The sequence below is a fragment of the Dictyobacter kobayashii genome, assembly GCF_003967555.1.
GTDB classification, from domain to species: domain Bacteria; phylum Chloroflexota; class Ktedonobacteria; order Ktedonobacterales; family Ktedonobacteraceae; genus Dictyobacter; species Dictyobacter kobayashii.
Genome location: NZ_BIFS01000001.1, coordinates 1,284,831 through 1,303,476, shown reverse-complemented (window position 1 = coordinate 1,303,476; position 18,646 = coordinate 1,284,831). Strand labels below are relative to the sequence as shown.

The 18,646-nt window shown below is 48.6% G+C and carries 18 protein-coding genes; 9 read left to right on the top strand and 9 right to left on the bottom strand.

The features are described from left to right. Positions 1-310 precede the first annotated feature (310 nt). The 3 genes from EL645_RS05810 to EL645_RS05800 all read left to right on the top strand — a co-directional run bounded on the left by EL645_RS05810 (position 311) and on the right by EL645_RS05800 (position 7,820). The gene (locus EL645_RS05810; protein WP_126549143.1) at positions 311-2,893 is read left to right on the top strand and encodes a DUF2298 domain-containing protein; all 2,583 of its coding nucleotides are present in this window, start codon (positions 311-313) and stop codon (positions 2,891-2,893) included. A gap of 193 nt (positions 2,894-3,086) precedes the next feature. Next, a complete protein-coding gene (locus EL645_RS05805; protein WP_161977152.1) occupies positions 3,087-5,375 on the top strand; it encodes a flippase activity-associated protein Agl23 in 2,289 nt (762 codons plus the stop codon). 21 nt (positions 5,376-5,396) lie between these two features. Next, the gene (locus EL645_RS05800) at positions 5,397-7,820 is read left to right on the top strand and encodes a flippase activity-associated protein Agl23 (protein ID WP_161977151.1); all 2,424 of its coding nucleotides are present in this window, start codon (positions 5,397-5,399) and stop codon (positions 7,818-7,820) included. Positions 7,821-8,050: 230 nt separating this feature from the next. Here the strand turns inward: EL645_RS05800 and EL645_RS05795 are convergent, their stop codons facing one another. The 4 genes from EL645_RS05795 to EL645_RS05780 form a co-directional block, all read right to left on the bottom strand. Continuing rightward, complete coding sequence (locus tag EL645_RS05795; RefSeq protein ID WP_126549140.1) at positions 8,051-8,602, bottom strand: flavin reductase family protein; 552 nt, start codon at positions 8,600-8,602, stop codon at positions 8,051-8,053. Between the two features lie 267 nt (positions 8,603-8,869). Further along, positions 8,870-9,988, bottom strand: a complete 1,119-nt coding sequence (locus tag EL645_RS05790; protein ID WP_126549139.1) for an aminotransferase-like domain-containing protein — start codon at positions 9,986-9,988, stop codon at positions 8,870-8,872. A 135-nt stretch (positions 9,989-10,123) separates the two neighbouring features. Further along, positions 10,124-11,071 carry a quinone oxidoreductase family protein gene (locus EL645_RS05785; protein ID WP_126549138.1) on the bottom strand — a complete coding sequence of 316 codons (948 nt, stop codon included), beginning with the start codon at positions 11,069-11,071 and terminating at the stop codon, positions 10,124-10,126. A 204-nt stretch (positions 11,072-11,275) separates the two neighbouring features. Further along, positions 11,276-11,935, bottom strand: coding sequence for an HAD family hydrolase (locus tag EL645_RS05780; protein ID WP_161977150.1), 660 nt, complete (start codon positions 11,933-11,935; stop codon positions 11,276-11,278). Between the two features lie 325 nt (positions 11,936-12,260). Between EL645_RS05780 and EL645_RS05775 the strand changes: the two genes are divergently transcribed. The 3 genes from EL645_RS05775 to EL645_RS05770 all read left to right on the top strand — a co-directional run bounded on the left by EL645_RS05775 (position 12,261) and on the right by EL645_RS05770 (position 14,123). Further along, entirely contained in the window at positions 12,261-12,716 is a 456-nt protein-coding gene (locus EL645_RS05775; RefSeq protein ID WP_126549136.1) for a VOC family protein, read from the top strand. A gap of 104 nt (positions 12,717-12,820) precedes the next feature. Beyond that, positions 12,821-12,991 (top strand): hypothetical protein, encoded by a 171-nt coding sequence (locus EL645_RS39105; protein WP_161977149.1) that lies wholly within the window; start codon positions 12,821-12,823, stop codon positions 12,989-12,991. Positions 12,992-13,478: 487 nt separating this feature from the next. Continuing rightward, entirely contained in the window at positions 13,479-14,123 is a 645-nt protein-coding gene (locus tag EL645_RS05770; RefSeq protein ID WP_126549135.1) for a GtrA family protein, read from the top strand. A gap of 89 nt (positions 14,124-14,212) precedes the next feature. Here the strand turns inward: EL645_RS05770 and EL645_RS39970 are convergent, their stop codons facing one another. Beyond that, positions 14,213-14,476, bottom strand: a complete 264-nt coding sequence (locus tag EL645_RS39970; protein WP_170207703.1) for a hypothetical protein — start codon at positions 14,474-14,476, stop codon at positions 14,213-14,215. 110 nt (positions 14,477-14,586) lie between these two features. On the opposite strand from EL645_RS39970, the gene EL645_RS40760 reads away from it, so the two are divergent. Then, the gene (locus tag EL645_RS40760; protein ID WP_218031759.1) at positions 14,587-14,970 is read left to right on the top strand and encodes a hypothetical protein; all 384 of its coding nucleotides are present in this window, start codon (positions 14,587-14,589) and stop codon (positions 14,968-14,970) included. On the opposite strand, the gene glgP (EL645_RS43960) is transcribed toward EL645_RS40760, so the two are convergent. Both glgP (EL645_RS43960) and glgP (EL645_RS43955) read right to left on the bottom strand, forming a co-directional pair. After that, positions 14,912-15,688 carry an alpha-glucan family phosphorylase gene (gene glgP, locus EL645_RS43960; protein ID WP_218031758.1) on the bottom strand — a complete coding sequence of 259 codons (777 nt, stop codon included), beginning with the start codon at positions 15,686-15,688 and terminating at the stop codon, positions 14,912-14,914. The two genes, EL645_RS40760 and glgP (EL645_RS43960), sit on opposite strands and share 59 nt — an antisense overlap. Further along, positions 15,667-16,725 (bottom strand): alpha-glucan family phosphorylase, encoded by a 1,059-nt coding sequence (glgP, locus tag EL645_RS43955; RefSeq protein WP_218031757.1) that lies wholly within the window; start codon positions 16,723-16,725, stop codon positions 15,667-15,669. Before glgP (EL645_RS43955) ends, glgP (EL645_RS43960) begins: the two co-directional genes overlap by 22 nt. Before the next feature lie 238 nt (positions 16,726-16,963). Between glgP (EL645_RS43955) and EL645_RS05760 the strand changes: the two genes are divergently transcribed. Further along, entirely contained in the window at positions 16,964-17,233 is a 270-nt protein-coding gene (locus EL645_RS05760; RefSeq protein WP_126549134.1) for a hypothetical protein, read from the top strand. Positions 17,234-17,337: 104 nt separating this feature from the next. Beyond that, positions 17,338-17,487, top strand: a complete 150-nt coding sequence (locus EL645_RS39095) for a hypothetical protein (RefSeq protein WP_161977147.1) — start codon at positions 17,338-17,340, stop codon at positions 17,485-17,487. A gap of 174 nt (positions 17,488-17,661) precedes the next feature. Here the strand turns inward: EL645_RS39095 and EL645_RS40745 are convergent, their stop codons facing one another. Continuing rightward, positions 17,662-18,012 carry a response regulator transcription factor gene (locus EL645_RS40745; RefSeq protein ID WP_218031756.1) on the bottom strand — a complete coding sequence of 117 codons (351 nt, stop codon included), beginning with the start codon at positions 18,010-18,012 and terminating at the stop codon, positions 17,662-17,664. Then, the gene (locus tag EL645_RS40740; RefSeq protein WP_218031755.1) at positions 18,012-18,350 is read right to left on the bottom strand and encodes a response regulator transcription factor; all 339 of its coding nucleotides are present in this window, start codon (positions 18,348-18,350) and stop codon (positions 18,012-18,014) included. The genes EL645_RS40745 and EL645_RS40740 overlap by 1 nt, the downstream gene beginning before the upstream one ends. Positions 18,351-18,646: the final 296 nt, after the last annotated feature.

The window sequence follows — 18,646 nt, the reverse complement described above, 5'->3', positions numbered from 1 at the left end:
CTGATAAGATTGTAGCGTAAATCTTATTCTTGCTTGTTTTTAATGATAAAAACAGCTGGAAGAAGAAACTTTTTATGCTTATATAAGCTTCTCCCTCACATATTATGTGCTCATTACTGCTAAGAAATATGGATGATTATATCTCTTTCACTTAAAAAAGATGATCATAGGGCCAATTACTGTGTTTGCTATACGGTGTATCATGTACCTGAATAAGATATTTGTGATCCAGTAGAGTCACACCGCAATCTCCTTTGAAGAATAGATTTGTCTGGCTGTCTATTGGCATTGCAACGTTAGGGGAGTGTCTATGATCGAACTAGTACAATTATGGGCGTTGATCGAAGTGTTGGGTTTGCTCTGCCTTCCCCTCGCTTTTACTGTCTTTCGTAACTTGCCCGATCGTGGTTGGGCATTTAGCAAACTTCTAGGGGTTGCGATCCTGACTTTTTGTGTCTGGTTTTTGCTGATATGCCTGCATTCCCTGATCTATTGCCAGTTATTTATTCTCGGTATCACGTTGATGCTGGCTGCTGGCAGTGGCTTTGCCTACCTGTCACTGTTTCCCCAGATCTGGCAACTGGTGCGGCATAATCGCGTGTATATTATAACGAGCGAAATCATTTTTTTTTGCATGATGGGGCTTCTAGGTGTATTGCGTTCCTTGAAACCCGATATCCGTGGTTATGAGATGTTTATGGATGAGGGTTTTGTGTCAAGCATCATGCGTAGTCCTCATTTTCCACCCAATGATATGTGGTATGCGGGACATAGTATCAACTATTATTACTATGCTCATTACACGATGGCCACCCTGGCCAAGCTACTGGGACAAACTTCCTCGGTGGCTTTTAATACTGGAATCTGTTTTTTCTATGGGGTAACAGCCCTGAATCTGTTTGGGGTAACCTGCAATATTGTTGGCTGCGCCCGGCAGTGGCGACAGCGTGTGCAAGAGAACAACGACGCAATTCAACAATCTCAATTGATGCCTGCCATCCCATATGGTCTTCTCAGTGTGATGATGGCGCTTGTGCTGGGCAACCTGGCGTCGACGCAACAATGGTGGGCGCATCATGGTGATTTTGGTTTTCAGTTTAACTGGTTCGCGCCTTCGCGGGTCATTGATAACACCATCAATGAATTCCCGGCCTTTAGTTTTGTCTTGTCCTGTTTTCATGCGCATGTGTTAACGCTGGCTTTTACCATTCTTTGTATTGGCATCGCATTGAATTGGTTTCTAGAGCCGAATGGGAAGGGGATGAACCTCTTCGGTATTGGCAAGACGCGCTATTTGAACCTGTTTGTAACCTCGCTGTTGCTGGGTGGTCTGTTTGTAATGAATGGCTGGGATTATCCAACCTACATGGGTTTGACGCTGTTGTGTGTGTTTATACAGCAATACCTGGCCCATCGCCCCGCCTTATGCCTGGCTACTTTCCTTAACACGGGCATTATTAGCTTTTATCTGCTGGCCATCTCTTATAATCTTTACCTGCCATTTTACCTCAATTTCATTTCTCCATCACAGGGAATTGGCATTATACCATTGGCGAATCATTCACCGATCAGCGATGAAATCCTCATTTATGGCCTGTTTATTTTTATGTTTCTGTCGCTGCTGGTTGGAAGTGCTCTATTGCGGCCACTGCGGGCTCCTGTACCTGATAGTGAAGAGGTTGCGGTCGCGATGCCTGTGGGATCTGAGCCCGTGATTATGCAGGCTGCTACCTTTGAGCCCGCACCTGGGATAGAGAACGCCTTTCAAGGCCATGATGATCCTCTCATGGATGCGGTTTCAGTCAGTGTTGGGGTGATCGATTCAGAAAGTAAACCTGTTCAGCGTAGGATGCTACCACCCGAGCAACGAAGACGTCGTGTGTTATTGGGGCTTTGCCTGAGCGTGGGCCTCTTTTTTCTACTATGCCTGGTGGCATTGGTGTTCCTACCTGCTTACTCCACCTGTATAGCCAGTGTCGCGTTAGCATTAGCGGGCTTTATTTTAGTGCTCTATCATAGAGAGAATCGCGCCCATGCCTTTACTTTGTTGTTAGGGTCAGTCGCTTTTATGATTATTGCTGGTTGTGAAGTTTTCTACTTAAAAGATGTCTTTGCCGGTGGGCCGGCTTTGCGGATGAATACTGTCTTTAAATTTTACTTTCAGGCCTGGGCTTTACTCTCGATCTGCTCGGGAGCGGGACTTTACTTTATCCTGTCCAGTATCCGTGTGTTGGCTCAGCGCTCAAATCGGAGCCGCTGGCTATGGAGAAGTGGGTTGGGCATGTGGAGCCTGGCCCTGGGAGCGCTCTTGCTGGCGAGTATGGCCTATCCGATCCTGGCCCCTCCTGTGCGTTATGGGCGTATTGATCTAAATCATCCTCAGCCCTACCTGGCCGAGACCTATACTCTGGATGGCATGGCGTACCTGGCCACTTGCCGTCCACCTGATTGTGATTATGATACCTCAGCGGATTATGCTGCTATTCGCTGGCTGAATGCCAATGTAGTGGGTGATCCGATCATTGTAGAAGCGAATGGCGATGATTATCGTTTCGTTAGTGCTCGCGTCTCAGTGTTTACTGGCTTGCCAACGCTGATCAATTGGCCAGGACATGAATATCAGTGGCGTGTCACCTGGCTGGCAGATATGAAGCATCCAGAAAATCAACTTGATTTTAATAATCGTATCGCTGATATCGATAAGATTTATACCAATACGAGCAGCACGGTTGTATTAAATACACTGAAACATTATAATGCACAGTATGTCTATGTTGGATTTTTTGAGTATAAAAAGTATCCTGGGGTTGATTTGAAGCGTTTTGGTGCATTTATGCAGATCGTCTATAGCACTCAAGGAGTTTCCATTTATAAAGTGAAAGCGGAAAATTGACCTTGAGTATGCATCTTATTCTCATCATCATGGGAAGCGTGCCGCTCTTGCGTGGACGTGCGCTGGCGCGCCCGCATCTTTTTTATTTCTGAGGTGCCAAAAGTGCGCCCATCGCACTTTTGGCACCTCAGAAGATGACTATTTGAGCGGTTGTTTTTGACATACTGTGGGTGGCGAAATTGGAGGGAATGAAGTGCCAATAAATAGGAGTAAAAATACACAACAGGTGGCGGATGTCGTGGAGCCGGTAGATGTTGATGCTGTGGAACAGAAGGAGGTGCGACTCGGCTTACCTCGCCCTGACTGGTTTACAGGCAAACAATTAAAGCAGTGGTTGCCTTTTGTGCTGGTTATTTTACTGGGAGCTGCGTTACGTTTCTGGCAACTAGGTATCAAGCCGTTACATCATGATGAAAGCTTGCATGCTTATTACTCATTGCAGTTGCTGCGTAATCTACAGAATTGGCGTAGTTGTTTTGATCAGAAAGTAGTCTGTTATCATTATGATCCTCTCCTGCATGGGCCGTTTCAATTTCATATCATTGCCTTTGTCTACCAGTGTTGTCAGTGGTTGGGTGTATCTGAGCATGGTGTGAATACAACTACTGTCCGTATCGCTGCGGCAACACTAGGGACCGTAATTGTTGGCCTGCCATATCTTATTCGCGATTACCTGGGTGGACGGCGTGCTGCCTGGCTGGCCTGTTTCTTACTGGCTATCTCGCCCAGCATGGTCTATTTTTCTCGCTTTGCGCGCGAAGATATTTATATGGCCTGCTTTACCTTGCTATTAGTCGTTGCGGCTGGACGTTATATGCGTAGCCGCCAGCGAAACTGGTTGCTAGTGGGCGCGGTCGCTTTTATTCTTTCTTATGCAACCAAGGAAGCGACATTTCTCAGTATTGCTGTTTTTGGAAGTTTTCTGCTTGGTGTGCTGGTCTGGGAGATTGGTAGCAGGATTCCAGTGCGCACACGCTTTCGATCCGATTCTGCCCTGGGGCTGTATGCGCCCAAAACGGCGGCCCCTTTGTGTCTTGTCTTGCTGGTAATTTACTGTGCGCCACTGGCAAAGTGGCTGTTTAGCTGGATGCGAGATACCTCAATCTATATCAATACAAATACGGCCGCTTCTGATGCCATTATCAATACTATAAAAAGTCAGACGCTCACTGTGTTACCCTGGCTGGGTTTGGGGATTGGTATTTATGTGTTGTTCCGCTGGGGCAGCGAGCATTTTCAAAAGAAGTCTGCAACAGGTCGCAAAGGTTTAGCGGCTCGCGTCGATCCACTAACGCAGCCCACTCTTGATGCTCTGGTAACTATGCCCTGGCAGCACTGGTTTGGGGCTCTGATCGCTGCTGGCTCTATCTTTGTACTCCTGTTTTCAGTAGTCTTTACCAACTTTCCTAAAGGTATTGGAGATGGTATCTGGCAAGGCCTCTACTACTGGTTGCAGCAGCAGCAGATAGCTCGTGGTAGCCAGCCCTGGTATTACTATCTCTTACTGATCCCGCTCTATGAGCAGATCGGTGTGGTTTTTAGCCTGGCTGGTGTTTTTCACTGCCTGCGCCATCCAGATCGCTTCCGTCTCTTTCTACTGTACTGGTGTGCAGGAACGATCGGCATCTACTCCTGGGCTGGTGAGAAGATGCCCTGGCTAATGATCCATATGACCATGCCAATGATGTTGTTAGCTGCGATTGGATTAGAGCCTCTGTTCATTCGTTTAAGTGCATTAGTAAAAAACGGGCAGATACTTACGCACAAAGGAAGAAATAAGGTACAATCAAAGAGAGGTATTGGATTACCCGTTGGTACCGTGTCAGGTGCGTTAGCGGCAATTTTCTTATTGATCTTGACGCTACAGAACATGTTGCAGGTCACGTTCGTACATTACGCGGATGGTCCACATGAAATGATGATCTATGTACAGACTACCACCGATGTGCCTACGGTCATGAACAAAATTGACCAGTTGGACGAGAAACTGTATCATGGTCAACATAAACTAAATATCGGTGTTATGACGGATGCATCCTGGCCATTTTATTGGTACTTGCGAGATTACCCTAATGTCTGTTATGGTTTCCCTACAGGTTGTGCCGATTCCAATCCTGAGGCTATCATTACAGGAAGCGATAACCTTATCAAATCGCAGGCACAGTACAGCACCAGTGATACGAGTGGTCACACAGCAGGTTATCTGTTTCACCGTTATCATTTACGTACCTGGTGGGACGAAGGGTATAAGCCAAAGCCGTGTGTCCCTGGTGCTACCAATTCTTGTCAGGGACAACCTACCTGGGGTGGCGTTGGGCCATTGCTCTGGTTGAGTTATGGCGATACTCCCCCGGATGGCGCGCTTTTTAATCCTCCGCTGGCATTTAAGAATATATGGGATTGGTGGTGGACACGCAAACCCTTTGGCAGTATCGATGGTGCAACTGATATGGGATTTTTTATTCGCAGTGATATGGAGTAAATCCATAGGGAGAGAAACGCTTTGAAGAGCTTTGAAAACAAACCAAAAGAAGAGATTACTGCTCCTGATGGTCTGGTTTCTGAAGAAAATGTAAAAGGTGGTGGTGACCCAACAGTCACCACCACTGATCATGTTTCTGCGCCTGCTACAGAACTTGCTGAGACATCTGGCGAGCCTGAAGTTGAAGAAACTGACACGCAGATCTGGCCGGAATACACAGAGACCGATATTCCTGCCGAGCAGGATGAGGAACATGCTGAAGAAGAATATACAGAAGCAGAGCAGGTAGCAAAACCTATCTGGCCACCTACCAGGGAGCAGCTTTGGACCGGTATTGCTTTTTGGGGCGTGATCATCCTGGCGGCGATCCTGCGCTTCTGGGGTCTGGGTGATAAGCCACTGCATCATGATGAAAGTTTGCATGCTTATTTCTCATTAATACTCATGCATAATAATATGGAGAACTGGCTTACCTGTGCGCAAACGGCTGCTAGCTCCTGCTATCGCTATGATCCGTTAACGCATGGCCCATTTCAATTTCATATCATTGCATTTATCTATAAGGTTAGCCAGCTTATCGGGGCGCCTGATCATGGCGTGAATACAACCACCGTTCGTATCGCGGCCGCTAGCCTGGGTACTGTTCTGGTTGGTTTACCATATTTCTTGCGTGATTATATCGGTAAATTTGGGGCCTGGCTGGCCTGTTTCTTGCTGGCTGTCTCTCCCAGTATGGTTTATTATTCACGTTTTGCGCGTGAAGATATCTACATGGCTTGCTTTACCCTGCTCACGGTTGTGGCTGTCGCTCGCTATGTGCGGGATCGCAAAGGCTGGTGGCTCCTGGTGGCCGCGTTGGCCTTTACCCTTTCCTATGCTACTAAGGAAGCAACTTTCCTGACCATCGCCGTCTTTGGTAGTTTCCTGGGAGCTCTGATCGTCTGGGAACTCGGGGTGCGCTGGCAGATACGCAAGGTTGAGGGACAGAGTAGCACCGGTTGGCAGAAATACTTGCCGGTTACCGCTGCGCCATGGTTAACGCTGGGTTACTTTGCTGTCATGGGGGTTATCGCTAAAATCGCCCTGGGTAAGTTGAAAGACCTATCGATCTACATCACCAAGACACCGGCTAATACCAGTATCGCGGATGCCTATGTGGCGCGCTTAAAGGCCAATACGGTGGCGTTTTTGCCCTGGTTGGGTATGTTGTTGGCGGTAGTGATTGCCATTTTATTGGTGCGTGAGCTACAAGGGAAAGTGCCAACAGGACGACATGGTCTGGCGCGGCGCGTCGAGCGACGGCGGCAGCCGGTTCTGGATACCATTTTGACCATGCCCTGGACACACTGGTTCTTTGCCGTGGTCTGTAGCTGGTTTGTCTTTATTGTGTTGTTCAGCGTCTTATTTACCAATCTGCCTAATGGTATCGGGGATGGTATCTGGCAGGGCCTCTATTACTGGCTACAGCAGCAGCAGGTGGCCCGTGGTGGCCAGCCCTGGTACTACTACTTCTTGCTGATCCCACTCTATGAGCAGATCGGCGTGGTCTTTGGCCTGGTCGGCCTCGTGCGTTGCCTGGTACGCCCAACGCGCTTCCGTCTGTTTCTGGTCTACTGGTTTATCGGTAACGTGTTTATCTACACCTGGGCTGGTGAGAAGATGCCCTGGTTGATGATCCATATGACGATGCCGATGATGTTACTGGCGGCCGTGGCCCTTGAGCCAGCCGTGGTCAAAATCGCGCAAGCCGTTAAAGAGCGCTTTGGTCATAGTTCCCAGCCTCAGACAGTAGAAGCGGTAGCACCGGCGCCAGTAGAAGCGGAAACGCCTGCGTCTGTAGAAACAGCCCCTGAAGCTCCTGTACTTGAAGAAGGTGAGTCGCCGCTACCAGTTGCTCCTGTACCAGTTGCGCCTGCGCGCCTGCGCAAACGCCTGGCTCTGGGAAGCTCGGTGGCGACAGTGGTTTTAGCCCTGCTCTTGCTGATTCCCACACTGCAGAATATGTTTCAGGTGACCTTTGTGCACTATGCCGATGCGCCACATGAAATGATGATCTATGTGCAGACCACCACCGACATTAACACCATGATGGATAAGATCGGGGCCCTGGATCAGAAACTTTATGGTGGCAAGCATCAGATCCCGATTGGCCTGGTTGATGATGCAACATGGCCGTTTGCCTGGTATCTGCGCGACTATACCAATGTCTGCTTTAACTATCCCACTGGATGTCAGTCCACGGCCCAGAATATTCCCGTGATTATTACGAGCGGCGATAAGATGGTGAACATGCAGTATCAATATCGCGACAGCTATCAGTTCCACCAGTACCATATGCGTACCCAGTGGGATCAAGGATATATGCCGCCACCGTGTAAGGTGACGCCCACCAATGCCTGTACCGATCCTCAGCCCTATGTAGGTGTTGGTCCTGGCTCTGGTTAAGCTATGGCGATAATCCTCCTCCAGGCGCTAAATTTGACCTGACACGGGCGGTCAATAATATCTGGAACTGGTGGTGGCAGCGCAAGGCCTTTGGCAGTACCGATGGTACTTATGATATGGGGCTTTTCATTCGCAATGATGTAAGCAGCCAGACAGGTGTCAGGCCGTAAGGTAGTTAAAAAATATAGCAGGCAAAATAAAGTCAGGCTTTTGCGAGCCTGGCTTTATTTTTAGGCTTGCTGGGTTTCAAATGTCCCAAAGGTTCCCCGGTAGGCAACCAGTGGTTTGCCGTCCTTAAGCGTCTCCATATTGTGTACGCGTCCCAGCACGATAAGCTGATCCCCGGCTGGATATAAGGCTACCGCGCTACATTCGATCCAGGCCAGCCCTCCCGGCAAGATGGGTGCGCCAGAGTTGGCGCGGCTATATTCTGATGTTTGAAAGCGTACGCCACCTGGACGTGAAAAAACATTACTGATATTTTGTTGCGTCTCCGATAAAATATTAACGCAGAAAGTGCTGGCCGCTTCAATGAGGGGCCAGATAGTGGCGCTATCGCCGGCGCAGAAGGAGATTAATGCTGGATCATGTGAGATGGCGCTAAAAGAGTGGGCTGTGAAGCCGATTGGTTTACCATGATGTGTAGTGGTAATTACTGCGACCCCGGTCGCAAAGTAGCCCATAATATGGTGATAACGTGTACTATCTATTGCCGGCGTCAGAAAATAAGGTACCGCCAATGGATGAACTTCTATTGATTGTTGATAGTCATTAATTGCCATAGCTTCCTCTTTCGTCCCCTGCAAAAACAATGACAATGAAGATAGTCATAATAAGTCAACTTTGTTGATCAACTTTGTCATAAATAACATTACCATAATTTTTCCATTCTTTCAAGTTATATAGTACATGAAATAAATTTATGGATTGGTGGCTAGCGGCTAGCTCAACATACCTCACTTAAGGCGAAGACGAGAGGAGAAAGCCCAAAAACAAAGGCGGGACATACCTCTGTCCCGCCTTTGTTTAGCGCTGCGTTTTGCTGGTGGCTAATTTTGTACCAGTGTGGCCAGGCGCTTAACGCCTTCTTCAATCTGGTCCGGCGTCAGGGCACAGAATGGCAGGCGCACAAAACGCTCACCCTGTCTGGGATCTTCGCTATCGGAGTAGGGGTCCGCGAAGAAGTCGCGCCCATCGGTTAAGCTAAGACCGACTTGTTTGGCTCGCTGCAGGAGATTAGTGCTATTGAAATGGGTTGGTAGTGTTATGCTAACAAAGAAACCACCCTGTGGCTCGGCAAAAGGTACGCCTGGCAGATAGGTTTTGATGGCCTGGACAATTGCCTGTAAGCGTGGTGCATACAACTGTTTAAGGTTTTCGAGGTTGGAGGCGAAGTAGCCACGACGGTGGAATTCGACGACCGCAGCCTCCGTTGGCAATACCGGCGCCAGGATCGTTTCTTCTGCCAGTCTGGTAAGCTGTTTGACCAGCTCAACTGGTCCGACCAGGTAGCCAACGCGCAAGGCTGGACTGATCAGCTTACTATAGGAGCTAACCGTGATCACGCGCTCCGCGTTGAGATCGCGTAGCAGTGGTAGCGATTCGCCAGCATAGCGCAAGGTACGATATGGCACATCTTCCACCAGCCAGAAATTGTAGCGTTCCGCCAGATCTACCAATGCCTGACGTTTTTCCGCTGACGTGGTTACACCGGCTGGATTCTGAAAATCAGGGATAACATACATAAAGACTGGCTTGTGCCGCGCGACGGCTTGCTCTAAGGCTGCCAGATTGACGCCATCTAGATCAAGGGGAATACCGATGACTTTAGCTCCACGGCGGCGAAAGGTTTTAATCGCGCGATCATAGCTTGGTTGCTCAACAAAGACCACATCCCCAGGTTTTAGTAGGAAGCCCGCGAAAATATCCTGTAGATGCAGCGAACCATTGCCAACCAGCACCTGGTCTGGTGATACTTTATATTGTTCACTGATCAACTGGCGCAGTGGTAAATAGCCCCCATTATGTCCATATTGTAGGATCACTTTGCCATCTGGACCCTCTAAGGCGGCCTGCATGCATTCGCTCAGCAGTTTGTTTGGCAGTGCCTCAACGGCTGGTACACCACGTGTAAAGAGAATCTGCTCACTACTAACTTGACTTGGCATCACGGATCTCCTTGCTTGTTTCATTTTTGAGACAAGTCTACTTTTTGAAGTGGATGCATGCCTGGTCCATACCTACAGGTCTCTTGCTTGCGTCTCCCAGGAAATGGTCAGACATGCTCCCATGATACATTGCACTCAGGCGAAGGTAAGTACGATCTTACCCTGTACATCGCCAGACTCAAGCAGTCGATGGGCCTCAGCCGCCTGCTCTATCGGTAGAACGCGAGCGATCAAGGGCTGGACAGCTTTCTCGGCGATTAAGCGCAGGATTTTTTCCTCATTGGCAACCGAGGTATGTAGCTGTCCACCACCAATGACACTGACACGCTTAAGACGCCAGGACTGGGTATCCACCGTTGCTTCTTTGCCACCAAGATTACCAATCAAAATAATGCGGCCCTCAGGAGCGGCTGAGTCGATACTATCCTGCAGGCTTGAGCTCACCAGTTCGATTACCAGCTGAACACCACCACTTGACTGCAATATCTTGCTGACACTCTGTTGGCGGTGGTTAATTGCCTCATCCGCTCCAAGCTGTTTCAGTGTCTTAATACGTTCCTCTGAGCTAGCCGTACTCGCTACCCAGGCACCCGCATGTTTAGCCAGCTGAATAGCAATTGAGCCCACACCACTGGAACCCGCCCAGATCAAGACCCGCTCACCTGCTTGTAAGTGACCCAGATCGAACAGGCTACCCCAGGCTGTTGAAGCTGCTAAACCGGCTGCCACGGCCTGTTCAAAGCTCACACCCTCAGGGATACGTGCCAGATCTGTCGCTGGAACGGCTAACTTGCTGGCATAGCCTCCACCACCACGAGCCTGACTGGCGCGCGTAGTCAAGACCCGTTCACCGGCCCGAAACCCATTGCTATCCTGCAGAACTACGCCAGCTGCTTCCAGGCCAGGAGTAAATGGAAGATTGCCGACTGGACGGCTGCCATTACGCTGGAAGAGGTCTAAGCGGTTGACGGTAGTTGCCTTGACTTCTATCAGAACTTCATTTTGGGCTGCAATAGGATCTGCTACTTCCCGCACCTGCAAAACGTCCGGGCCGCCAAATTGAGAAAATTGAACAGCTTTCATGGTAAGTGCTCCTTCCCTACGCCTGTACAATAACTGATACTGTCTGTTCTTCCTTTATTGTATGCCTGTCGTCTGCCAATTGCAAAGTCTCTATTGTCCGGATCTATTGTGTTAAAAGGGCAAAATAGATAAACATAAGCATCACTAACAAAAAAAGCATGAGCGTATCAAAAAACGGCGAGGGACAGGAACCTTCCTGCTGCGTCAGGCAACAAGGGTGGGTTCGACATGCAGCTCGATCCAGGCGATAAAACTTTCGACCGAGGTGAAGCTGGCATAGGGATGAATGTCTTCCAATTGGTCGATGGTGGCTGTTGCCGACCACTCGGCTGCCAGGGCCAGTACGCCAGCCTGGGCGGATTGTTCGACATCCGAGGCCGCATCGCCAATGTAGGCCGCCTGCTCTGGTTTCATCTGCCAGGACTCTAGGATACGTCGCATCGCACTTGCCTTCACCACAGCATCTTCCCGACCAGCTTCCACGAACTCAAAGTAGTCAGCGATACCAAGATGGTGTAAGGTCAGCATCGCGGTATGTATCCCTTTTCCGGTTACTACAGCCATTTTTATGCCCTTTGAGCGGAGCAGGTCTAATACAGCAGGAATGCCGGGGAAGGGCTCGTTACACTCATCGTGTGCCTGCTCATAAGCCTTGTGATAGTAATCCAGCGCCTCCTGCCAACGATCAGGGATAACTTGCTGGCAGATACCCCCTTCAGTCAGGCCAAAATGGGCTGTAATCTCGGCTTCAGAATAGTCACGACCAGTAAAATGTTTGAATGTTTGTTGATAAACCTTAATACAGAGAGGGATCGTATTAGCTAAAGTCCCATCCAGATCAAATAAAAAACCTGTCAGTTGCATTACAACTCCGTCACTAGCACTAATTGAATTAACATAGTTATCACCAGCCATGTTACGCATTCAGCCCACTTTATAACCTGTTTTTCGACCGGCAAAAAGAAGAGGAATATATACCAATAATATGTATTGACGGGGAGCTGAACATCGTACGCATGCGCTCACAGCCACCTCTTTATCGTATCACATTTCGTATAGCTGAACACAGGCAAGCCAGAGAATAGTCATCTTTGACTTGCAATTAGAACAAATGTTTTATATAATAAAGCATGGCAGATAGCCAGGGTTTGTAGTTGTTGCATCCAGCACAGAATGATTGCAGGGAACCATGAGGCTCATTTCACCACACACCATAATTCCAGTCCTGGTCAATGATCAGGACGAAGCGCTCCAATTTTATATTGAGATCCTCGGCCTGGAAAAACGCAGCGATATGACTTTTGGGCCGGGCTTACGCCTGCTGACAGTAGCCCCAAAGGGACAGCAAAAACCAGAGCTGGCGCTAGCAAAACCCGATATCCCCCTCTATGGGGAAACATACGTCAATGAGTTACGTGGCAACCAGGAACATAAGCTCTCATCAATTTTCGTAACAGATGATTGTCAGAGGTCCTATACCCAGCTCTCTGAGCGTGGCGTAACCTTTATCAGTACCCCATCCAAGCAATTATATGGGGTTGAAGCCGTCTTCCGAGACCCCTATGGAAATGCCTTTTCACTATTAGAAACCAACCAGGGCATACGTACACTATTTAAAACTATGTTCATAGGTACAGCAGCATAAGACCACTTCGCCTGCCCCTCTCCCCAACAAAGTAGCCAGTCACCCTCCACGTGACTGGCTGCTTTGTCCTACTAACTTATATAACAACCCAAGCTTATGCAATAATGTATGATCAAGCAGCAACCCAAGCTTATGCAATAATGTATGATCAAGCAGCAACCCAAGCTTATGCAACAATGTATGATCAAGCAGCAACCCAAGCTTATTTTAATTCAGGTTATGGTGTAATGCAGAAATTGCGCAGCGCGCAATTTCTGCATTACACCATAACCTGAATTAAAATAAAAATCGGGCGCGAATGTGCACGCACGCACACCAATGCACAACTGCTGGGGAGTTATGGACCCCATAACTCCCCAGCAATTCTAGTACTTTCGCTTAAATACTTGCCTGCACATACCATTTTCTTGTTTTATTAAATAGATAGATTTCTTACCCGTCGAGATATTGGTTGAGCTATAATCTCTACTCATAAAGGGCCAGCGCCAGCGAAAGCCGCCCTTCACACTTAAAAATGATAGGAAAAATGGCAACCAACCATTTCTAAGCTAACGATTCTGATGCAGACCATGCAAGGCTATTGCAATGCAGGGATCACGCCAGGGAATGCATACTAAGAAAATTCTTAAATGATTAGAATTTCGCTATTCCTATCCATTTAGATGATTCTTTGTTACATTCTTCCAACGAAATTCGTCTGGCACATATGTACGGTCGACTGACCGCCAGTAGTAATGAAAAAACGGAGATATAATAAAATACATGGATCAGTCTTTAGTACAAGGAAATTTAGAAGAAATTCTTGAGCCGTCGAATGATTTAGAAGAGCTTGTAGAAGATATTGTTGAACAGGTTACCCCTGCTGAACGTGGCCCAAGTTACCACCCCACCCGTTGGGAGACAGTAAATCGCGCACTGGATATCGTTGATAACGTCACCGGTGGGCGAGCTGACTGGGTAGTGCGTTTTGTCAGTTACATCTTTTTCGGTGGAACTGCCGCTATCGTCAACCTGGCAGTCTTCGCGGGCATGCTCTATATCTTGCCTGCCACAATGAGTGACTTCATGCGCACCCTGGTCGCAGGCGCTGTAGCGTGTGAGATCTCATTGATTGCCAATTTTATCCCGAACGATTTCTTCACCTTTCGACATATGCCAGGTCGTGAACGTTCCTGGCTGGCTCGTTGTGGTCGCTTCCACCTCACCTCACTGGTTGGAAGTCTCCTGACCATCTTAATCCAACAATTTTTTAGTCATGCAGTGCATATTCTCCCTATGTTAGCCCAGGCCATCGCCTTGATCCTGGTTCTGTTCTATAACTTCTCATTTCACCATCTCTTTACCTATCGCCATAAAAAAACTGTGACAGAAGAAACGGTGACCACTGCACCGCTCAGATCTCTCTAATAAAACTTTATGCTAATGAGCCACTAAAAAAGCAGGGCCCGGTCAGTAATTCATAGACCGGAGCCCTGCTTTTCTATTTATACGTTAAACTAGGCCCAGCGAATCAAACCCAACTCATATTTCTCAGTTAATGAGGGATGGGAGGGAATGACACGGATATTATAGGCAATGCTACCGCTATCATCAGGTTTCAACAGGATATCGTAGCGATACGACCCATCGTTTTCACGTTTCACATAATTCATTGGTACAGAGTGATTGGGGATAGCCTGATCATCTTTAGTCTCTCCATACACCAGTTCCACACAGAGATCCTCCGGACGTAGCTCGTCGGCTCGAATCCAGGCATGCACATCCAGGCCTTCACCAGGCTGAGCTGTCCTTCACGACGACCGTCCACATAGAGCTCCAATTTGTCCCAGGCGTGCGTGACCTTCTCCTTCCAGGCGGCCAGCTGACGCTCTTGTTCATACTGGTTCTCTTCAACCCTAATGCTCTGGCGCATCTCCGGCACATAATAGACATTCGTATAATCTTTGACCATACGACGCATACTAAACTGGGGAGCGCAGGTGCGGATCGCCTCCTTCATATAGCTGATCCATCTGTGTGGAACGCCATTGCTATCCTGCTCAAAGAAGGCGGGGATAATCTCAGTTTCAAGGATATGGTAGAGCGAATTGCTATCGTCCTCGGCCTGAGCTTCTTGATCGTGATAATCACGCTCCTCGCCAATGGCCCAGCCATTTTTACCATTATAGCCCTCGGCCCACCAGCCATCCAGGATACTACAGTTGGGCTGTCATTGAGGGCGGCCTTCTGTCCACTGGTACCACTGGCCTCGTAGGGCGGATAGGATTATTCAGCCAGACATCGGTGCCGGATACCAGGTAGCGCGCCATATCGATGTCGTAGTTTTCCAGGAAAATGATCTTGCCCTTGAACTCCTCACTACGTGACATCTTGTAGATATACTCGATCAGAGCTTTACCAGGCTCGTCGGCCGGATGTGCCTTACCCGCGAATACGATCTGTACCGGGTGTTTGGGATCATTCAAGATGCGGCGCAGCTTTTCCAGGTTGCGGAAGATCAAGGTCGCGCGCTTATAAGTGGCGAAGCGGCGCGCAAAACCAAAGATCAAGGCATTAGGATTCAACATACCTCGAACTCGGCCAGCTGCGATCGCCTTCGCCAGGCGTAAATGCTGTCTCTTCAGATTCCTGGTTGTATAATCGGCCAGGGCAAGTTTGCGCTGATAATGGGCCTTCCATAATTCGGCATCAGGAATATTGTTGATATGGCTATCCCAGAAAGCCTGATCATCAACATGCTTTCCCCAATCCGGGTCCAGGTAGCGCCCATAGAGCTCATTGAGTTCCGGTGCGATCCAGGAGAAAGTATGGACGCCATTAGTGATAGAGCCGATCGGCACCTCGGTTTTGTCCAATCCTGGCCACAGGAACTGCCACATTTTGCGTGAGACATCTCCATGTAAAGCGCTCACACCATTATGGTGGCCGGTTAACTTCAGGGCCAGAATCGTCATACTGAAGCTGGGGCCCAACTCTGATCCTCACGCGCGATCTCTAAGAATTGCTCACGTGTCAGGCCCAGTTGTCCCCAGTAGGAGGAAAAGAACTTATCAACTAAATCGAAGCTAAAGGCATCGTTACCAGCCGGGACAGGAGTATGGGTGGTGAAGAGCGAGTTGGCTTTGACTACCTCACGCGCTTCATTGAAGGTCAGGCCAGCCGCTACCAGTTCACGGCAGCGTTCAAGACTCAGGAAGGCCGCATGACCTTCATTGAGGTGCCAGGTGGAGGGATTGATACCCAGGGCGCGTAAGGCGCGCACACCGCCAATACCCAGCACAATTTCCTGTGAGATGCGCATCTCATGGTCGCCACCATATAAGCGGGCAGACAACTCACGATCGGCCGGGGCATTGGGTGCAATATCAGTATCCATCAAATAGAGTGGTACCCGTCCGACCATCAATTTCCATACTTTGGCATAGATGCGGCGACCAGGCAACTCGACGCTAATCACCACCTCGTTGCCATCGGGTCCAACCGCCGGGACCGCAGGCACCTCAGAGAAATGCAATTTATCGTACGAAGCTTCCTGGATACCCGCCCGATTGACGCGCTGACTAAAATATCCTTGCGGATACAGAAAGCCAACCCCTACAAACGGTAATCCCAGGTCACTGGCCTCTTTACAATGGTCACCAGACAAAATTCCCAGACCGCCAGAATAAATTGGTAAGGACTCATGTAGTCCGAATTCTGCAGAAAAATATGCAATAGTTTTATTAGTGAGTTCGGGATAGGTAGTGGAGAACCAGGTTTCATCAGGTTGGGGATGGATATAGTGGTCAAAGTCACGAATGACATTATCATAGAGCGCTAAATACTCGCTATTTTCTGCTGCCTGCTCCAGTTTTTGTGGTTGGACCTTGCTCAGGAAATGTACCGGGTTGTGCGCAACTTGTTCCCACACATCAGGATCAAGAGAGCTATAGAGTGTGCGCGCTTCCGGATGCCAGCTCCACCAAACATTGTATGCCAATTCATACAAGCGGTTTATACGAGTGGGCATAATTGGAAAAACCGTTATGCGGCCGTAAACTTTCACTCGTTTGTATTTCCTTTCGTATCTTCTATGCTTGTAGTATTATTTTTTTGTACTACCAGTCAGAATTGTTTACATCAGAGGGTATTTTCCTAGTATCAGTATATCTTTTTTCGGAAACCCGAGCAACGTTGCTTTGTTGTTTTTCGCCACAATTTGACATATACTGATGAGAACTGGAGTCCTTTAGAAGGAGGAGTATAGCGTGATCAGGAAGCCTGTTCCTGTACGTTTAGAAGGACGAGGCAGGTTTATTGGTGGCTTGCTATTGGGCGCTGGTCTGTTCTGGTTGCTCTGGCTCCTATTTTTTCATGCGGGCGGGGTGCCGATTAATTCTCAGTGGTCGATACCTGCGGTTACCACTTCGCCTTTGCCAGCCGCGCTTGAGCAATCCACCCCTCTTACCTCAGCTGGAATTATGCTGAGCCCCCCGGCAAACCTGCAGCCATCAGTCAAATCCAGGCTCTACAGCTAGCGGGCCAGGCTGAGCCCGATGCAGCGGCTAGCGCGCAAAAAATCAATGCCTATTATGTATCTATTTCTTATACCCCGTTTATTGCGCATAACCAGAATGCCGCTATGCTTACCAATCTGCCCGTCTGGCTGATCTGGTTTCAGAAGGTACCCCAACCTCCAACCAACGTTGCCCTTAGCACCCAGCCAGCCCAGGATCTCTATCTTTTTGTCAATGCGCAGACGGGTAAGATAGAGCTGAGGGTGTGGGCATAAAAAGCTGGCACTAAACATGACTTAAGTGTGTCCTTGTTGTGCCAGTTTTTGCGTTTTTCTAAGGGTATTACCGCTTGCCCTCGCGTCTACTTTTCTTCGACGGCTTGTCTGGTCATGCTCGCCTGGTAATGAATGACATCCTGAATAGAGGGTATCGAATGAAACATACTATCTCTACTCCTCGTGCATCTTAATCCAGCCATGGCGCAAAGCATGTACAACGGCAGCGGTACGGTCATTTACCGATAATTTTTTCAGAATGGATGTGATATGATTTTTCACCGTCTGGTCACTAATTTTTAGTGATTTGGCGATCTCTTTGTTGCTATTGCCTCGTGCAATATAATCCAGAATTTCAACTTCTCGGCTGGAAAGTGGGGAATAGACATCCTTCTGTTCGCTCTCTTCTTCCTCGACAGTCAATTCACGGAAAGATTTCAGGACGCGGCTAGCAAGTTGTGGTTTAGCAAGGACATCATCGCGAATGAGATATTCGCCGTGGCTCACTTTACGCACGGTATCCATTAATTCATCAGCGGTAATATTGCGCGTAGTATAGGCGGCGGCACCGACCTTAATAGACTGAAATAAGCGCTCTTCATCCTCTGATGGAGTGAGAACAATAATGGCCAGGCGCGGTAAGAATGGCGCATCTGGCGTGCAATTTCTAGCGGATCAGAGGCCGTCAGTCCAGCATCGATGAGGGCTACATCGGGGTTGCACGTACGAGCTATTTCGAGTACATCAGCTGCATCCGTCGACTCTCCAACAATTTCGCAATCCCCCATTCGTTGCAAGGTAGCGCGAATACCTTCGCGGAAGAGTGGCTGCTCATCAATAATGATGACACGTATCGTTTCCATGTAATCCCTTCATAGAAGAGAAGCGGACAGCGCAAAGGCCCATGCGGCACTGCCTGCACTCTTTTCTGTCTAATTGAACTCCCAAGATAAGAAGTGGACGCCCCTTGCCAACATCAAGGGACCGGTAGACCTTTTGACTTTGCCCATTATACACATTAATGTTGTAAGCGTCTATAAGATGGCAAGCCATTTTATGGGCCTATCTAGGAGTTTCTACCCGTAGCGTCGAACTTCTTTTAGTACTTTCAGGTGTACTTTGATTGTATTAGATTGTGTCAAGTCCCGCGTATCTTGCA

Bases quoted from the DNA above. Each gene is read 5' to 3' on its own strand.
- EL645_RS05775 (WP_126549136.1), top strand. From the start codon at position 12,261: ATGAGGCTCATTTCACCACACACCATAATTCCAGTCCTGGTCAATGAT.
- EL645_RS05795 (WP_126549140.1), bottom strand. From the start codon at position 8,602: ATGGCAATTAATGACTATCAACAATCAATAGAAGTTCATCCATTGGCG.
- EL645_RS39095 (WP_161977147.1), top strand. From the start codon at position 17,338: ATGCTTACCAATCTGCCCGTCTGGCTGATCTGGTTTCAGAAGGTACCC.
- EL645_RS39105 (WP_161977149.1), top strand. From the start codon at position 12,821: ATGTATGATCAAGCAGCAACCCAAGCTTATGCAATAATGTATGATCAA.
- glgP (WP_218031757.1), bottom strand. From the start codon at position 16,725: ATGCCCACTCGTATAAACCGCTTGTATGAATTGGCATACAATGTTTGG.
- EL645_RS05780 (WP_161977150.1), bottom strand. From the start codon at position 11,935: ATGCAACTGACAGGTTTTTTATTTGATCTGGATGGGACTTTAGCTAAT.
- EL645_RS05785 (WP_126549138.1), bottom strand. From the start codon at position 11,071: ATGAAAGCTGTTCAATTTTCTCAATTTGGCGGCCCGGACGTTTTGCAG.
- EL645_RS05770 (WP_126549135.1), top strand. From the start codon at position 13,479: ATGGATCAGTCTTTAGTACAAGGAAATTTAGAAGAAATTCTTGAGCCG.
- EL645_RS05810 (WP_126549143.1), top strand. From the start codon at position 311: ATGATCGAACTAGTACAATTATGGGCGTTGATCGAAGTGTTGGGTTTG.
- EL645_RS40740 (WP_218031755.1), bottom strand. From the start codon at position 18,350: ATGGAAACGATACGTGTCATCATTATTGATGAGCAGCCACTCTTCCGC.
- EL645_RS05790 (WP_126549139.1), bottom strand. From the start codon at position 9,988: ATGCCAAGTCAAGTTAGTAGTGAGCAGATTCTCTTTACACGTGGTGTA.
- EL645_RS40745 (WP_218031756.1), bottom strand. From the start codon at position 18,012: ATGGATACCGTGCGTAAAGTGAGCCACGGCGAATATCTCATTCGCGAT.